The sequence below is a fragment of the Pseudomonas sp. BNK-15 genome, assembly GCF_047456105.1.
In the GTDB taxonomy this organism is placed as follows: Bacteria; Pseudomonadota; Gammaproteobacteria; order Pseudomonadales; family Pseudomonadaceae; genus Aquipseudomonas; species Aquipseudomonas putida_E.
The window spans coordinates 2,016,902-2,030,353 of record NZ_CP179898.1 but is presented as its reverse complement, the minus strand read 5'-3'; the positions used below and the strand labels follow the sequence as shown (position 1 = coordinate 2,030,353).

The following is a 13,452-nucleotide window of genomic DNA, read 5'->3' as shown; positions in this document are numbered from 1 at the left end:
ACTACCGAGACCACCATGCACCAGCAGAATATCCTTTTCGACCTTGACGGCACCCTGACCGACCCGCGCCTGGGCATTACCCGTTCGATCCAGTACGCTCTGGCCAAACTGGGCATCGACGAGCCGGACCTGGCGCGCCTCGAGCACTTCATCGGCCCACCCCTGCTACAGGCCTTCATGCAGTTCTACAGCTTCGATGAAGCCAAGGCGTGGGAGGCGGTGAATTTTTACCGGGAACGCTTCCGTGTCACAGGCCTTTACGAAAACCTGGTCTTCGAAGGTGTGCCGGAACTGCTCCAGGCCCTGAACGGTCAGGGCCGCACGCTTTACATCGCGACGTCCAAGCCCTGGGAATTCGCCCGTGAGATCGCCAGGCACTTCGCCTTCGATCATCACTTCAAGGTGATTTACGGCAGCGAACTGGACGGCACCCGCACCAACAAGGTCGAGCTGATTCGCCACCTGCTGGACGAGGAAGGGCTGGACCCGGCGCAGACCCTGATGATCGGCGACCGCAAGCACGACCTGATCGGGGCGCGCAGCAATGGGTTGCAGGCAGTGGCAGTGGGGTATGGGTTCGGCAGCGAAGAAGAACTGAAGGCCCACACGCCTGAATTCCACTACGCCACCTTGGCTGAGATGCATCAGGCGTTCATCAAGGCCTGAGCGCGTATGTAAGGGCCGGCTTGCCGGCGATGGGCCGCTAAGCGGCCCCAGCGCTCACTGACTCGCCACCAATCGAGCCAACACCGCCTTGCGCTGTTCGGCCGGCAACCGTCCTAGCGCTTCTACCTTCTGATAGAAGCGTACCCAATCCCCCCCAGCCTCGCGAAACACCGCCGCAAACGCCGGCACCCATTGGTCATACAGCCCAAACGGCAATAGCTTGGCATTGCTCATCGGCCCATACATCCAGGCGTCATAACGCTTGTCCCCAGCCCACTGGCTATCTCGAACCTGGCGATAATCGCGCCTCAACCGGTCGAATTCTGCCTGTTTGGCCGCACGTTTGTGCGCATCATCCAGCGGCCCGGCATAGAGCGCCTGCAGCCGCTCGCGGCTGGCCAGAATCAGCCGTATGAACTGGTCACGCTGCAGGCTCTGCTCACCCTGAGTCGCTTCAAGCCCACGGGCGGCGCGCCATTGCCGCGTTCCTTCCTGCTCGACGAACGTGGCGAAGGACTCGTTGAACTCCGTGTCGTCCTGCACATAGACGCGCTGATGCGCCAGTTCGTGGAAGATCAACGTGGCCAGGCGCTCATCACCCCAGCCGACCATCGACGACAGGATCGGGTCGTCAAACCAGCCAAGCGTCGAATACGCCTCGACACCGCTCACATAGACATCCATGCCCGCCTGACGCATCACCGCCGCCGCGCCGCGGGCCGCGCCCTGCTGGTAATAACCGCGGTAGGCGACGCAACCGGCAACAGGGAAACAGTGCGTCACCGGTTGCAGCGAGAGCTCAGGCGTAGCAAACACATTCCACACCACATAGGGCCGCCCAAGGTCGGCATACACCCGATAGCTGCCGTTGTCCGGCAGGCCCAGTCGTTTGCTGGCGAACAGCCGCGCCTGCTCGGCGTGTTGCAGACGGGCCCGCAACTGCGGGCTGGTGGCCGGGTCGGCGAGTACCCGCTCCACTGGCTGACGCGCACGCAACAGTTGCCACTGGCCATCGGCCAACTGGCCGTAGTAGGCAAGACTGCTGCAACCACTGAGCAGAAAGGCGCCCAGCACGGGAACCAAAGTGCTGAAAACGCGGTCGAGTGGCCCAGGGTCTGAGCGCTTCAAAAGAAAAAACCAGACCATCTTGGGCTATCCATTCGCTCACGGCCGATGCGCTCCAAGACTATCTCGCCAAGGGGGAGTTTCGCTATGCGTGCACTGTTCGTCGCCGGCTCAATGCTGCTGATGTCTGCCTGTTCGACCCTGCCCGACCCGGACCCGAACCAGGCATGGATCGACCTCACCCCGCACGACGAAACCTCGCTGCACGCGGTGCAGGTGGACGAGCGCGATTGGGCAGACACCCGCTATTTCGAGGTTCAGCCCGGCAGCCACGAGCTGACCGTCCGCTACCAGTTCCCGGTCACACCCAGCAATATCGGCCCGGTCGGGGAACCGTTGTGGCGCGACTGCCAGCTCAATCTGACCTTCAAGGGCTTCAACGCCGGCCAGCGTTATCAACTGCAAGCAGGCAGCATCGGCTTCCGGCCCTGGATCAAGCTCTATGACCACCAGCAGAAACTGCTCAGCCAAGGCCTGCCGGCGGGCTGCCAACGCACCTGAAGCCCGCAAACGGCGCTATGCTTGTAACTTGTGAATCGCAAGTGGGAGTTTCGCCATGCGCCAGCCCATGATGCTGATGGCCCTCAGTGCATTGGGGGCATGCGCCAGCCCCTTGCCCCCCGTAGACCCCAAGCAGGCCTGGGTCGACCTCTACACCATCACGCCCGGCCGAGTCATCATGGCGGACAAGCTCGATGGCAAGCGCCTGGAGGACGGCCGTTACTTCCAGGTCACACCTGGCAAGCACGAACTGGTGGTGCGCTTCGATTATGAAATCTACGGGGGCGGCATGATGAGCCAGCCCAGGGATCGGACCTGTTACCTGACCGTGCGCTTTGACGATTTCAAGGCAGGCGAACGCTATCGCCTGGAGGCGCGTGCACCAGTAATGGAACCACAGGTGCTGCTGTACGACGCCAACCGCACAGTGGTGGTCAACGAACCCAGCAATGTGTTCTGCATTCCCTGAAACCGGGGGGCTGCTTACCAGCCCCGGTTTCAATTGGCGATCATTCGTTCTTCTGATAAATGATCTTTTTGGTCCCGCCATCACAGCTGCCAACGATCATGTTCTGATCCTTGACCTCACTGTTGGGCACGATCTCCAGCGTGTACGACGGCACACCCTGAGCCTGGATCTTGGCTTCGATCTCGGCCTTCAGTTCCTCACACGGCTTGACCGCCGCCACGGCAGATGTGGCCAACAGAGACGCCAACACGGCGATTGCGACGCGTATCATGGCACGGCTCCTGGATGGGCAGCTGCGCTGCCGATGCTGTTTAGACTACAGCAAACCGAAGCTGTTGCGCCGCTTAGCCCACCAGAGTGGCGTCCAGGCTGATCTTCGCGTTCAGCACCTTGGACACCGGGCAGCCTGCTTTGGCCTTGTTGGCAATGTCCAGGAACTGGGCTTCACTCGCGCCAGGAACCTTGGCCTTCAGCACCAGGTGCACAGCAGTGATGGCAAAGCCATCAGGCTGTTTTTCCAGGGTCACTTCAGCGATCGTATCGATACGGTCGGGCGTCAGCCCCGCCTCGCCGAGCATCATCGACAGCGCCATCGAGAAGCAGCCAGCATGGGCCGCGCCGATCAACTCCTCTGGGTTGGTGCCGGGCGAGCCTTCGAAGCGGGTGTTGAAACCATAGGGGTTCTGCTTTAGCGCGCCGCTTTCAGTCGAAATAACGCCTTTGCCGTCCTTCAGGCCACCTTGCCAGATCGCCGATGCAGTCTTTTTCATGATGCCTCCTGGTCACTCGGTTACGTATCTATGGGTTCAGAGGCTACTCACCTTCGGCAAGTTCAGATCAATCGCACCGCAAGCATTGAATCTTCCGAATGTGCCCATACAGAGTTTAAAAGGCCTTCGGCCAATCACTTTTGCGGAGGCTCCAATGACGCAGCTGCGTGACCTGAAAATTTCCACCCTCGACCTGGTGCCAGTGCGGGCCGACTCCGGCCCGGCGCAAGCGTTGCGCAATTCGCTGGACTTGGCCCAGCATGTCGAGCGCTTTGGCTACAACCGCTTCTGGGTTGCCGAACACCACAACATGGACGGCATCGCCAGCTCCGCGACCTCGGTGCTGATCGGTTACCTGGCGGGGGGTACTTCAACCATCCGTGTCGGCTCGGGTGGCGTCATGCTGCCCAACCATGCCCCCTTGGTGATCGCCGAGCAGTTCGGCACGTTGGCCAGCCTTTATCCAGGGCGTATCGATCTGGGCCTGGGCCGTGCGCCGGGCTCCGACCAGATGACCGCACGCGCCCTGCGCCGGGAGCGTTCGGGCAGCGCCGACGATTTCCCGGACGATGTCGAAGAATTGTCGCGCTACCTGGGCCCGCGCACAGATGATCAAAAAGTGATCGCCGTACCTGGCCACGACACCGAGGTGCCGATGTGGCTGCTGGGCTCCAGCCTGTTCAGCGCACAGCTGGCCGGCATGCGCGGCATGCCCTACGCCTTCGCCTCGCACTTCGCGCCGCGCTACATGCATGAGGCGATCCGTATCTACCGCGACCATTTCAAGCCCTCTACCACGCTCGACAAGCCTTACGTGATGCTGGGCATTCCGATGGTGGTGGCCGAAACCGACGACAAGGCCGAGTTCCTGGCCACTTCGGTGTACCAGCGTATTCTTGCCCTGATACGCGGGCAGAGCCTGATGCAGCGCAAGCCGGTACCGAGCATGGATGGGTTGTGGCTGCCACATGAGCGCGATGCGGTGGGTAGTTTCCTGGGCCTGGCGATGATCGGCAGCCCGCAGAAGGTGAGGGCCAAGGTCGAGGTGCTACTGGAGCAGACCGGGGCGGACGAACTGATCTTTACCTGCGACCTGTATGAGCATGAGGACCGGATCAGGTCTTATGAATTGTTGGCGCAAGCCTTGAAATCTGAGTAGGCCCCAATCGCCGGCAAGCCGGCTCCCACTGGGAACTCCAAGGCCGCGAGATATTGGAAACGCAGTGGGGCAGGCTTGCTGGCGGTTGGGCCAGCGCTCAACCACGCCGGTAGACAATTTCCTTGCTGCCACCTTCACAGCTCCCCACAACCTTGCCAGCGGGATCGCCCTTACTGACGATCTCCAGTGTGTAGCCCTGCACACCTTTGGCATCCAGCTTCGCGGCAATCTCGGCCTTGAGCTCCTCGCAAGGCTTGCCCGCCGCCAGCGCGCCACCCGCCAGCATCATCAGGCCCACCGCCAGAATCAGTTTCTTCATCACTCGCTTTCCTTGTGCAGATGAAAATGGGAAAGGGCGCCGGCAAAGGCGCCCCTGTCTGTATAACGCCATCACGCCGGCCGTTGCCAGCCCGACCCTGTTTCAGCTATTGGCGATGCGAAAGCCCACTTTGAGCGTGACCTGAAAGTGCGCCACCTTGTTGCCTTCGATGTGGCCACGGGTGTCGACCACTTCGAACCATTCCAGATGCTTGATGCTCTTGGCCGCTTCGGCCAACGCATTGTTGATGGCGTCTTCGATGCTGGTGGTCGAGGAACCTACCAGCTCGATCTTCTTGTAGGTGTGATGATCGGTCATGAGCGCTCTCCTTGGGTGACAGTGAAATTGAGCCTAGCAGTGCCGGCCTGGTTTACCTGCGAGCCGTCAGGCTGGGCGAAAGTTCGATCGCACTTTCGCCCCGGGCCGCAGTCGCAATCCATACAGTCCATACTGCAAAGGAGAGTCACCATGCACCGCAATTCGCTGCGTAAAACATCCCTGGAAAGCATGGAAGCGGAGATCGAAAGCCTCCTTAAGAGCCTGGAGAGCCTCAAGCATGATGCGTCGGAGGAGTCGCAGAAGTCCGTGAAGGCAATCCGCAGCAACGCCGAAAGCGCGTTGAAACACTCGCGCAGCCTGCTTAGCGATGCTTATGAGGAAGTGAAGACCCGCACCCGCCAGACCGGTATCGCAACCCGTGATTATGCTCAGGAGCACCCGGTGACCACTGCTGGCGTAGCCATCGGCGCGCTCGGCCTGCTCGCGGCCTACCTGTTGTACCGCCGCAACTAACCTGCCTGCCGCTCCAGTTCGCGGCGCAGCCACTGCGCCAGCTGCTCGGCGCGCCCGTCTGCGGCGCGCCGTGGCACCCACAGCGCCAGCGCCGCTGCAGTAGGGGAAAAGCCCCACGGTGCGCTGAGTCTCCCGGCACGCAAGTCATCCGCCACCAGCGGCTGCGGTGCGATAGCCACCCCCAGCCCTGCCACGGCCGCCTCCAGCAGGTAATACAAATGCTCGAAGGCCTGCCCATACTGCAGTGCAGCCGGGTCCAACCCCTGTTGTCCGGCCCAGGTCGGCCACGCCTGCGGGCGTGAAGTGGTATGCAGCAAGGCTTCGTCCAGCAGCGCCACGGCGGGCGCACTGCGCAACCGCTCGAAACCGGTAAAGTGTGGGCTCAACACAGGCCCGATACGCTCTTCGGCCAGTACATGTACCTGCATGTCCGCAGGCCAAGGGGGTTCGGCATACACCAGCAGCGCATCGAGCCCCGGCCGACGCGGATCAAGGTCGCCTTCCCCTGCTGACAGATGCAGGCGCAGCTCTGGCAAATCCGCCTTCAGGCGCCCAAGCCGGGGAATGAACCATCGCGCCAGCAGGCTACCCGAGCACCCCAGCACGAATGGCGCCTCGCTGACATCCCGGCTGAGTTCGGCGCAGACACTGCGCAGCCTGTCGAACGCTTCACCACTGGCATCACGCAGCCTGACCCCGGCATCTGTGAGTTTGATGCCGCGCCCGTCCTTGACGAACAAGGCCACGCCCAGGTGTTCCTCCAGCACCTTGATCTGCCGGCTCACGGCGCCATGAGTCACATGCAGCGCTTCGGCAGCCTGGCTGACGCTATTGAGCCTGGCGGTGGTTTCGAAGGCCCGCAGGGCGTTCAGGGGAGGGAGGTCGTGGGCCATTTGACGTGTGAGTTTTCCTGACAGGTTTGCGCAATCTTATCGGTTTTCAGCCGGGCTTGCCGTGGTTAGAGTAAAGCCCATCACTCATTCATTACGCCCTGGAGCGCCCCATGACCCAGTCCCAATACCGCCCCGGCCCCGACGCCAACGGCCTGTTCGGCTCGTTCGGTGGCCGCTATGTGGCCGAAACCCTGATGCCGCTGGTGCTGGATCTGGCCCGCGAATATGAAGCCGCCAAGGCCGACCCCAAGTTCCTCGAAGAACTGGCCTACTTCCAGCGCGACTACATCGGCCGCCCCAACCCGCTGTATTTCGCCGAGCGCCTGACCGAGCATTGCGGCGGCGCCAAGATTTTCTTCAAACGTGAAGAGCTCAACCACACCGGCGCGCATAAGGTGAACAACTGCATCGGCCAAGTGCTGCTGGCCAAGCGCATGGGCAAAAAACGCCTGATCGCCGAAACCGGCGCCGGCATGCACGGCGTGGCCACTGCCACCGTCGCCGCACGCTTCGGGCTGCCCTGCGTGATCTACATGGGTGCCACCGACATCGAGCGCCAGCAGGCCAACGTGTTCCGCATGAAGCTGCTGGGCGCCGAGATCGTCCCGGTTACAGCCGGCACCGGCACATTGAAAGACGCCATGAACGAAGCCCTGCGCGACTGGGTCACCAACGTCGACGACACCTTCTACCTGATCGGTACCGTGGCCGGCCCGCACCCGTACCCTGCAATGGTTCGCGATTTCCAGTCGATCATCGGCAAAGAGACCCGCGCCCAGTTGCAAGAGAAGGAAGGCCGCCTGCCCGACAGCCTGATTGCCTGTGTTGGCGGTGGCTCCAATGCCATGGGCCTGTTCCACGAATTCCTCGAAGACGATAGCGTCAAGATCATTGGTGTGGAAGCCGGTGGCCATGGCGTGCACACCGACAAGCATGCGGCCAGCCTCAACGGTGGCGTACCCGGCGTGCTGCACGGCAACCGCACCTACCTGCTGCAGGACGGTGACGGCCAGATCACTGACGCCCACTCGATTTCGGCTGGCCTCGACTACCCGGGCATCGGCCCCGAGCATGCCTACCTGCATGAAGTGAAGCGTGTGGAGTACGTCAGCATCACCGACGATGAGGCCCTCGACGCGTTCCACGCCACCTGCCGCCTGGAAGGCATCATCCCGGCCCTGGAAACCTCGCACGCCCTGGCTGAAGCGATCAAGCGCGCGCCAAACCTGCCCAAGGACCACCTGATGGTCATCTGCCTGTCAGGCCGTGGCGACAAAGACATGCAAACCGTGATGAACCACATGGCCGCCCAGGAGAAACAGGCATGAGCCGTCTTGAACAACGCTTTGCCGAGCTGAAAGCCGAAGGCCGCTCCGCACTGGTCACCTTCGTCACCGCCGGCGACCCTGGCTACGATGCTTCGCTGCAGATCCTCAAGGGCCTGCCGGCGGCCGGTGCCGATGTGATCGAACTGGGCATGCCGTTCACCGACCCGATGGCCGATGGCGTAGCCATCCAGCTGGCCACGCTGCGTGCGCTGGAAGCAGGCCAGAACCTGGCCAAGACCCTGCAGATGGTGCGTGAATTCCGCGTCGACAACCAGGCCACACCGATCGTGCTGATGGGTTACTACAACCCGATCCACCGCTTTGGCGTAGAGAAATTCGTCGCAGAAGCCAAAGAAGCGGGTGTCGATGGCCTGATCATCGTCGACCTGCCGCCGGAGCACGATGCTGAGCTCGCTACCCCGGCCCAGGCCGCTGGCATCGACTTCATTCGCCTGACCACCCCGACCACCGACGATGTGCGCCTGCCACGGGTGCTGGAGCGCAGCTCGGGGTTCGTCTATTACGTGTCGGTGGCAGGCGTGACCGGCGCCGGCTCGGCAACCACCGAGCACGTCACCGAAGCCATCGCCCGCCTGCGTCGGCATACCGACCTGCCGATCAGCGTTGGCTTCGGCATTCGTACGCCAGAGCAGGCCGCAGCGATTGCGCGCCTGGCTGATGGCGTGGTGGTAGGTTCGGCGCTGGTCGACAAGATCGCCCAGGCCAAAGACGCCGATCAGGCTGTTGCCGATGTATTGAGCCTGTGCTCTGCGCTGGCTGAAGGCGTGCGCGGCGCTCGGCGCTGAGCCGTGTGGCTTCTTCGCGGGTTTGTCCGCGAAGAAGCCAACACATCGCTAACCGCCAAAAACCGATAATTTCAAAGGCCGCAAAGCCCCCATCCAGATCGCATGATCGCGGTGATCCGCCAGCTCATCCCCAGTCAGCGGGTGCAGAAACACCACCAACCCCTTGCGATACAACGCCAACCACGGCAACACCACGCCCAACACCTCCGGCCCGAACGCCAGCTGGCAGCTCCAGTCCGGGTGCGGCCCGACTGGCTTCTGGTGCATGCGCCCCATGGTCACGGGGAACAGCCGCGCCGCCTCCTCGCACAGCTCACGCGCTTGCTCGATAGTCGATGCGTCGTAATAAACGTGGGCGTGATAGCCCTTGATCCTCTGCACGATGTCTCCTGATTGCGGTCAAACCATCACCCACCCGCAAAGGGAGTGATGCAGTGAAAAATGCCGAAACCCCAGTATTCAAGCTGGTGCTGTTCGGGGCTCAAAGCAGCCTGGGCAGTGCCCTGATGGTCGAGTTGCTGTCACGTCAGCACGAGGTCACTGCCGTGGTCGATGACCTCAACCGCCATGCGCCGCGCCCGGGCCTGCATTTCAAGCTAGGCGGGCTGGGTGATGCCGACCAGGCGGAGCAGGGCGCAGCCGGGGGCTCGGCGGTGATTGCCCTGCTGTCGGCGCTGGCGCCGGGTGACCTTGCAGCGCAAGGTCGGATGAGCGAAGCGTTGGTGGCCGGGCTTTCTCGCACGACTATACGCCGGGTGCTGCTGGTGGGCGATTTCGATGTGCTGGATGCGCCGGGCAAGTACACCGAAGAAGAACGCGAGTGCGTGGACCAGGTTGTGGATGCACTGCAACGCAGCCCTTTGCACTGGACGTTGATCAATGCGCCACAGGCACTCATGGACCTGGAGCGAATGGCGGCGGGGATGGCCGATATGCTCGAGCTGGATCTGCATCGGGGCGAGCATCTGAACTTCGTGACGTAGAGCGCCGGGGCCTACAGGTACTGCGCAAGCTCAAGTCCTGCATGGACCTGTAGGAGCTGGCTTGCCGGCGATGGGCTGCGCAGCAGGCCCAATCACTGATTCCGCTCATCTTCAAGCCAACCCACAAACCGCTCGATCAGCGCCCCACGCCGCTTGCGCGGCGGCAACACCACGTAATACCCCCGCGTCGAGCGCAAGCTCCCCTCCAGCGGCCGGCACAACAACCCTTGCTCGACTAGCCCATCGACCAGATGCCGCCAGCCGATCGCCACCCCTTGCCCGGCAATTGCCGCCTGAACCAACAGCGTGTAGTTATCGAACCGTAGCTGCCCGGGCGGCGGCGGGCTTTCCACGCCAAAGCCACGAAACAGCCCCGCCCAGTCGAACCAGCGGCTGGCCTGTTCGCCGCGCAGATGAAGCAGTGGCAAACGTTGCAAAGCTACGGCTGACAAGGGTTTGCCACGAGTCAGCCGAGGGCTGCAGACCGGGAATACTTCCTCATCGAACAGCCAACGGCTCTCGCCCTGGTGGAACCGCCCATCCCCAAACAACACCGCCACATCGATGTCCGGCCGCAGCATCCCCTGGCTGCGCTCACCGGTCACCAGGCTAACGTCCACCTGTGGATAAGCCTCGTGAAACCGCTGCAACCGCGGCATCAGCCAGAACGCTGCGAAGGCAAAGTCGGTGGCCACCTGCAGCACCTCGCGCTGGCTGCGCCCGCTGGCCAGGGCAATGCCGTCATCCATGGCCTGCAGGCCTTGATGAACCTGCTCGAACAATACCTGCCCGGCATCGGTCAGCGCGATGCCGCGGTAGATACGGTCAAACAGGCGCGTGTTCAACCGAGCCTCCAGCCGTTTGATCTGCTGGCTTACCGCCGGCTGGGTAGTGCCCAACTCCAGGGCCGCAGCCGTGAAACCACGCAAGCGGGCAGCGGCCTCGAAAACGCGCAGTGCGTCGAGCGACAAGTCGGTCAGGTGATCAAACATAAGTTTAACTAATCCCAGACATTGCCCGCCATGGGCTTTACCCATGTTACTTGCAGTCGCATCTTGATAGGCAAGCTATTCGCATAACCTTCAACGATGGAAGCCAACCATGACGCGCCCGAATATCCTGTTCATCATGGCCGACCAGATGGCCGCGCCGCTCTTGCCGATATATGGCCCTTCACCGATTCAGATGCCCCACCTGAGCCGCCTGGCCGATCAGGCGGTGGTGTTCGATTCGGCCTACTGCAACAGCCCGCTGTGCGCACCCTCGCGCTTTACCCTGGTAAGCGGCCAGTTGCCCAGCCGTATTGGCGCCTACGACAACGCCGCCGACTTTCCGGCCGATATCCCGACCTACGCCCACTACCTGCGCCGGCTCGGCTACCGCACCGCGCTGTCGGGCAAGATGCATTTCTGCGGCCCGGACCAGTTGCACGGCTACGAAGAACGCTTGACCAGCGACATCTACCCCGCCGACTACGGCTGGGCAGTTAACTGGGATGCCCCGGACGAGCGCGCAAGCTGGTATCACAACATGTCATCGGTATTGCAGGCCGGCCCTTGCGTGCGTACCAACCAGCTGGATTTCGACGAAGAAGTGGTATTCAAGGCCCGTCAGTACCTTTACGACCATGTCCGCGAGAACGATGGTCGGCCGTTCTGCCTCACCGTGTCCATGACCCACCCCCACGACCCGTACACCATCCCCAAGCGCTACTGGGATCGCTACGAGGGTGTGGATATCCCCATGCCCCGCGCCGAGTTCGGCCAGCACGAGCTCGACCCGCACTCACAGCGCCTGCTCAAGGTGTACGACCTGTGGAACAAGCCCCTGCCTGTGGACAAGATCCGCGATGCACGTCGTGCCTACTTCGGTGCCTGCAGCTACATCGACGACAACATCGGCCAGCTGTTGCAGACCCTGGAGGAGTGCAACCTGGCCGACGACACCTTGGTGGTTTTCTCTGGCGATCACGGCGACATGCTTGGCGAGCGCGGGCTCTGGTACAAGATGCACTGGTTCGAGATGTCGGCGCGGGTGCCGCTGCTGGTCCACGCGCCCAAGCGCTTCGCCCCGGCCCGGGTCAGTGCCTCGGTATCGACCTGCGACCTGCTGCCGACGCTGGTCGAGCTTGCCGGCGGTACTGTGGATAAAAGTTTGCATCTGGATGGGCAATCGCTGCTCGGCCACCTGCAAGGGCAGGGTGGCCACGACCAAGTGATCGGCGAGTACATGGCCGAGGGTACCGTCGGGCCACTGATGATGATCCGCCGCGGCCCATACAAGTTCGTGTACAGCGAAGACGACCCGTGTTTACTCTATGACCTGAGCCGCGACCCGCACGAGCGGGAGAACCTCACCGGCAGCCCGGACCATCAGGTGCTGCTGCAGGCATTTGTCGACGAAGCACGCCAGCGCTGGGATATCCCCAGCCTGCGCCAGCAGGTACTGGCCAGCCAGCGGCGCCGCCGCCTGGTGGCCGAAGCGCTGGCCATCGGCAAACTGAAAAGCTGGGACCACCAACCGCTGGTGGACGCCAGCCAACAGTACATGCGCAACCACATCGATCTCGACGACCTCGAGCGCAAGGCACGTTATCCACAGCCCGCACCCCTGGATTGAGAAGAGAAGCCGCCATGCAGAAGTTCTCCACCATCGTGTTCGCCCTGGCCCTGAGCCTGGGCACCGCCACGGCCCACGCCGAAGACGCGCAATGCAGCACCGTAAGGATGGCCGACCCCGGCTGGAGCGACATCGCCACCACCAACGCCATCGCCCGCTTGCTTCTGGAGAGCCTGGGCTACCAGGTGAAGATCGACAGCCTGGCGGTGCCGATCATCTACGGCGGCCTCAAGGACGGTAAGGTCGATGCCTTCCTGGGTAACTGGATGCCGGCGCATCAGGGTTTTCATGACAAGTTCGTTGCCAATGGCGATGTGCAGCAGCTGTCGCGCAACCTTGAAGGCACCGAGTTCACCCTGGCGGTGCCCGATTACGTGTGGGATGCCGGCGTGAAAAGCTTCGCCGACCTGCAACAGCATGCCGATCAGTTCGACAAGAAGCTGTACGGAATCGGCTCAGGCGCGCCCGCCAACCTGTCGCTGAAGGAAATCATCGACAAGAATGAATTCGACCTCGGCCAATGGAAGCTGGTCGAGTCGAGCGAACAGGCAATGCTGGCGCAGGTCGACCGCGCCGTGAAGAAGAAGCAGTTCATCACCTTCCTGGGCTGGACCCCGCACCCGATGAACGTGAAACTGAACATGCATTACCTGACGGGCGGGGAGAAGTGGTTTGGCAGCAAGGGTGAGGTCTATACCCTGACGCGCAAAGGTTATCCACAAGCCTGCCCTAACCCCGCAAAATTGTTGGGTAACCTGACATTCACCCTGGACATGGAAAACAGCATCATGGCGGAGGTTGTGGATAAGAAGATCAGTTTTGATGAAGCGGCCAAGGCGTGGGTCAAGGCGCATCCAGATCTGCTTCAAAAATGGCTTGATGGAGTGACCACCACTTCTGGCGGCGATGCCAAAGAGGCTGTCAACGCCAAACTCTGATTGGTTTATCTGTTAGGTTGCTGGGGCCGCGTTGCGGCCCATTCGCGACGCAAGGCCGCTCCTACACGCAGGGTACGATTTGGC

General features: G+C 62.1%; 18 protein-coding genes. 10 read left to right on the top strand and 8 right to left on the bottom strand.

Translation table 11 applies throughout. From position 1 onward, the window contains the following. Positions 1–15 precede the first annotated feature (15 nt). Positions 16–666 carry an HAD family hydrolase gene (locus ACMGF5_RS09340; protein ID WP_161872433.1) on the top strand — a complete coding sequence of 217 codons (651 nt, stop codon included), beginning with the start codon at positions 16–18 and terminating at the stop codon, positions 664–666. Between the two features lie 54 nt (positions 667–720). Here the strand turns inward: ACMGF5_RS09340 and ACMGF5_RS09335 are convergent, their stop codons facing one another. Further along, on the bottom strand, positions 721–1,794 hold the full coding sequence (locus tag ACMGF5_RS09335) for an aminopeptidase (RefSeq protein ID WP_414157740.1): 1,074 nt from the start codon (positions 1,792–1,794) through the stop codon (positions 721–723). Between the two features lie 84 nt (positions 1,795–1,878). Between ACMGF5_RS09335 and ACMGF5_RS09330 the strand changes: the two genes are divergently transcribed. Both ACMGF5_RS09330 and ACMGF5_RS09325 read left to right on the top strand, forming a co-directional pair. Beyond that, a complete protein-coding gene (locus ACMGF5_RS09330) occupies positions 1,879–2,292 on the top strand; it encodes a hypothetical protein (protein ID WP_115273225.1) in 414 nt (137 codons plus the stop codon). 55 nt (positions 2,293–2,347) lie between these two features. Next, on the top strand, positions 2,348–2,761 hold the full coding sequence (locus ACMGF5_RS09325; RefSeq protein WP_046786818.1) for a lipoprotein: 414 nt from the start codon (positions 2,348–2,350) through the stop codon (positions 2,759–2,761). Positions 2,762–2,801: 40 nt separating this feature from the next. Here the strand turns inward: ACMGF5_RS09325 and ACMGF5_RS09320 are convergent, their stop codons facing one another. Together ACMGF5_RS09320 and ACMGF5_RS09315 are read right to left on the bottom strand one after the other, a co-directional pair. After that, positions 2,802–3,032: a DUF1161 domain-containing protein gene (locus tag ACMGF5_RS09320; RefSeq protein ID WP_046786817.1), complete on the bottom strand. Its 231-nt coding sequence runs from the start codon at positions 3,030–3,032 to the stop codon at positions 2,802–2,804. A gap of 73 nt (positions 3,033–3,105) precedes the next feature. After that, on the bottom strand, positions 3,106–3,531 hold the full coding sequence (locus ACMGF5_RS09315; RefSeq protein ID WP_012312059.1) for an OsmC family protein: 426 nt from the start codon (positions 3,529–3,531) through the stop codon (positions 3,106–3,108). 154 nt (positions 3,532–3,685) lie between these two features. On the opposite strand from ACMGF5_RS09315, the gene ACMGF5_RS09310 reads away from it, so the two are divergent. Next, positions 3,686–4,690, top strand: coding sequence for an LLM class flavin-dependent oxidoreductase (locus ACMGF5_RS09310; RefSeq protein WP_125924435.1), 1,005 nt, complete (start codon positions 3,686–3,688; stop codon positions 4,688–4,690). A gap of 97 nt (positions 4,691–4,787) precedes the next feature. On the opposite strand, the gene ACMGF5_RS09305 is transcribed toward ACMGF5_RS09310, so the two are convergent. Both ACMGF5_RS09305 and ACMGF5_RS09300 read right to left on the bottom strand, forming a co-directional pair. Continuing rightward, positions 4,788–5,009: a DUF1161 domain-containing protein gene (locus tag ACMGF5_RS09305; RefSeq protein ID WP_039603612.1), complete on the bottom strand. Its 222-nt coding sequence runs from the start codon at positions 5,007–5,009 to the stop codon at positions 4,788–4,790. A gap of 102 nt (positions 5,010–5,111) precedes the next feature. Beyond that, entirely contained in the window at positions 5,112–5,327 is a 216-nt protein-coding gene (locus tag ACMGF5_RS09300; RefSeq protein WP_012312056.1) for a dodecin, read from the bottom strand. Between the two features lie 150 nt (positions 5,328–5,477). Here ACMGF5_RS09300 and ACMGF5_RS09295 point away from each other — a divergent pair, with 150 nt between their 5' ends. Next, on the top strand, positions 5,478–5,801 hold the full coding sequence (locus ACMGF5_RS09295; RefSeq protein ID WP_012312055.1) for a DUF883 family protein: 324 nt from the start codon (positions 5,478–5,480) through the stop codon (positions 5,799–5,801). Here ACMGF5_RS09295 and ACMGF5_RS09290 read toward each other — a convergent pair. Beyond that, the gene (locus ACMGF5_RS09290) at positions 5,798–6,694 is read right to left on the bottom strand and encodes a LysR family transcriptional regulator (protein WP_046786814.1); all 897 of its coding nucleotides are present in this window, start codon (positions 6,692–6,694) and stop codon (positions 5,798–5,800) included. The two genes, ACMGF5_RS09295 and ACMGF5_RS09290, sit on opposite strands and share 4 nt — an antisense overlap. Positions 6,695–6,804: 110 nt before the next feature. Between ACMGF5_RS09290 and trpB the strand changes: the two genes are divergently transcribed. Both trpB and trpA read left to right on the top strand, forming a co-directional pair. Beyond that, positions 6,805–8,022 (top strand): tryptophan synthase subunit beta, encoded by a 1,218-nt coding sequence (gene trpB, locus ACMGF5_RS09285; protein WP_414157739.1) that lies wholly within the window; start codon positions 6,805–6,807, stop codon positions 8,020–8,022. Then, positions 8,019–8,828, top strand: coding sequence for a tryptophan synthase subunit alpha (trpA, locus tag ACMGF5_RS09280; protein ID WP_115273221.1), 810 nt, complete (start codon positions 8,019–8,021; stop codon positions 8,826–8,828). Before trpB ends, trpA begins: the two co-directional genes overlap by 4 nt. 48 nt (positions 8,829–8,876) lie before the next feature. On the opposite strand, the gene ACMGF5_RS09275 is transcribed toward trpA, so the two are convergent. Then, positions 8,877–9,209 (bottom strand): DOPA 4,5-dioxygenase family protein, encoded by a 333-nt coding sequence (locus ACMGF5_RS09275; RefSeq protein WP_254466912.1) that lies wholly within the window; start codon positions 9,207–9,209, stop codon positions 8,877–8,879. A 53-nt stretch (positions 9,210–9,262) separates the two neighbouring features. On the opposite strand from ACMGF5_RS09275, the gene ACMGF5_RS09270 reads away from it, so the two are divergent. Next, positions 9,263–9,811 carry an NAD(P)H-binding protein gene (locus ACMGF5_RS09270; RefSeq protein WP_414157738.1) on the top strand — a complete coding sequence of 183 codons (549 nt, stop codon included), beginning with the start codon at positions 9,263–9,265 and terminating at the stop codon, positions 9,809–9,811. A 92-nt stretch (positions 9,812–9,903) separates the two neighbouring features. Here ACMGF5_RS09270 and ACMGF5_RS09265 read toward each other — a convergent pair whose 3' ends face one another. Continuing rightward, positions 9,904–10,803, bottom strand: a complete 900-nt coding sequence (locus tag ACMGF5_RS09265) for a choline sulfate utilization transcriptional regulator (RefSeq protein ID WP_046786811.1) — start codon at positions 10,801–10,803, stop codon at positions 9,904–9,906. A gap of 109 nt (positions 10,804–10,912) precedes the next feature. Between ACMGF5_RS09265 and betC the strand changes: the two genes are divergently transcribed. Beyond that, a complete protein-coding gene (gene betC, locus ACMGF5_RS09260) occupies positions 10,913–12,430 on the top strand; it encodes a choline-sulfatase (protein ID WP_281869654.1) in 1,518 nt (505 codons plus the stop codon). A gap of 14 nt (positions 12,431–12,444) precedes the next feature. Continuing rightward, a complete protein-coding gene (gene choX / locus ACMGF5_RS09255) occupies positions 12,445–13,368 on the top strand; it encodes a choline ABC transporter substrate-binding protein (protein ID WP_046786809.1) in 924 nt (307 codons plus the stop codon). Positions 13,369–13,452 lie beyond the last annotated feature (84 nt).

What these genes read in the sequence shown, in the direction of transcription:
- ACMGF5_RS09340 (WP_161872433.1), top strand. Translation starts at nt 16, where the DNA reads ATGCACCAGCAGAATATCCTTTTCGACCTTGACGGCACCCTGACCGAC.
- ACMGF5_RS09330 (WP_115273225.1), top strand. Translation starts at nt 1,879, where the DNA reads ATGCGTGCACTGTTCGTCGCCGGCTCAATGCTGCTGATGTCTGCCTGT.
- ACMGF5_RS09325 (WP_046786818.1), top strand. Translation starts at nt 2,348, where the DNA reads ATGCGCCAGCCCATGATGCTGATGGCCCTCAGTGCATTGGGGGCATGC.
- ACMGF5_RS09320 (WP_046786817.1), bottom strand. Translation starts at nt 3,032, where the DNA reads ATGATACGCGTCGCAATCGCCGTGTTGGCGTCTCTGTTGGCCACATCT.
- ACMGF5_RS09315 (WP_012312059.1), bottom strand. Translation starts at nt 3,531, where the DNA reads ATGAAAAAGACTGCATCGGCGATCTGGCAAGGTGGCCTGAAGGACGGC.
- ACMGF5_RS09310 (WP_125924435.1), top strand. Translation starts at nt 3,686, where the DNA reads ATGACGCAGCTGCGTGACCTGAAAATTTCCACCCTCGACCTGGTGCCA.
- ACMGF5_RS09305 (WP_039603612.1), bottom strand. Translation starts at nt 5,009, where the DNA reads ATGAAGAAACTGATTCTGGCGGTGGGCCTGATGATGCTGGCGGGTGGC.
- ACMGF5_RS09300 (WP_012312056.1), bottom strand. Translation starts at nt 5,327, where the DNA reads ATGACCGATCATCACACCTACAAGAAGATCGAGCTGGTAGGTTCCTCG.
- ACMGF5_RS09295 (WP_012312055.1), top strand. Translation starts at nt 5,478, where the DNA reads ATGCACCGCAATTCGCTGCGTAAAACATCCCTGGAAAGCATGGAAGCG.
- ACMGF5_RS09290 (WP_046786814.1), bottom strand. Translation starts at nt 6,694, where the DNA reads ATGGCCCACGACCTCCCTCCCCTGAACGCCCTGCGGGCCTTCGAAACC.
- trpB (WP_414157739.1), top strand. Translation starts at nt 6,805, where the DNA reads ATGACCCAGTCCCAATACCGCCCCGGCCCCGACGCCAACGGCCTGTTC.
- trpA (WP_115273221.1), top strand. Translation starts at nt 8,019, where the DNA reads ATGAGCCGTCTTGAACAACGCTTTGCCGAGCTGAAAGCCGAAGGCCGC.
- ACMGF5_RS09265 (WP_046786811.1), bottom strand. Translation starts at nt 10,803, where the DNA reads ATGTTTGATCACCTGACCGACTTGTCGCTCGACGCACTGCGCGTTTTC.
- betC (WP_281869654.1), top strand. Translation starts at nt 10,913, where the DNA reads ATGACGCGCCCGAATATCCTGTTCATCATGGCCGACCAGATGGCCGCG.
- choX (WP_046786809.1), top strand. Translation starts at nt 12,445, where the DNA reads ATGCAGAAGTTCTCCACCATCGTGTTCGCCCTGGCCCTGAGCCTGGGC.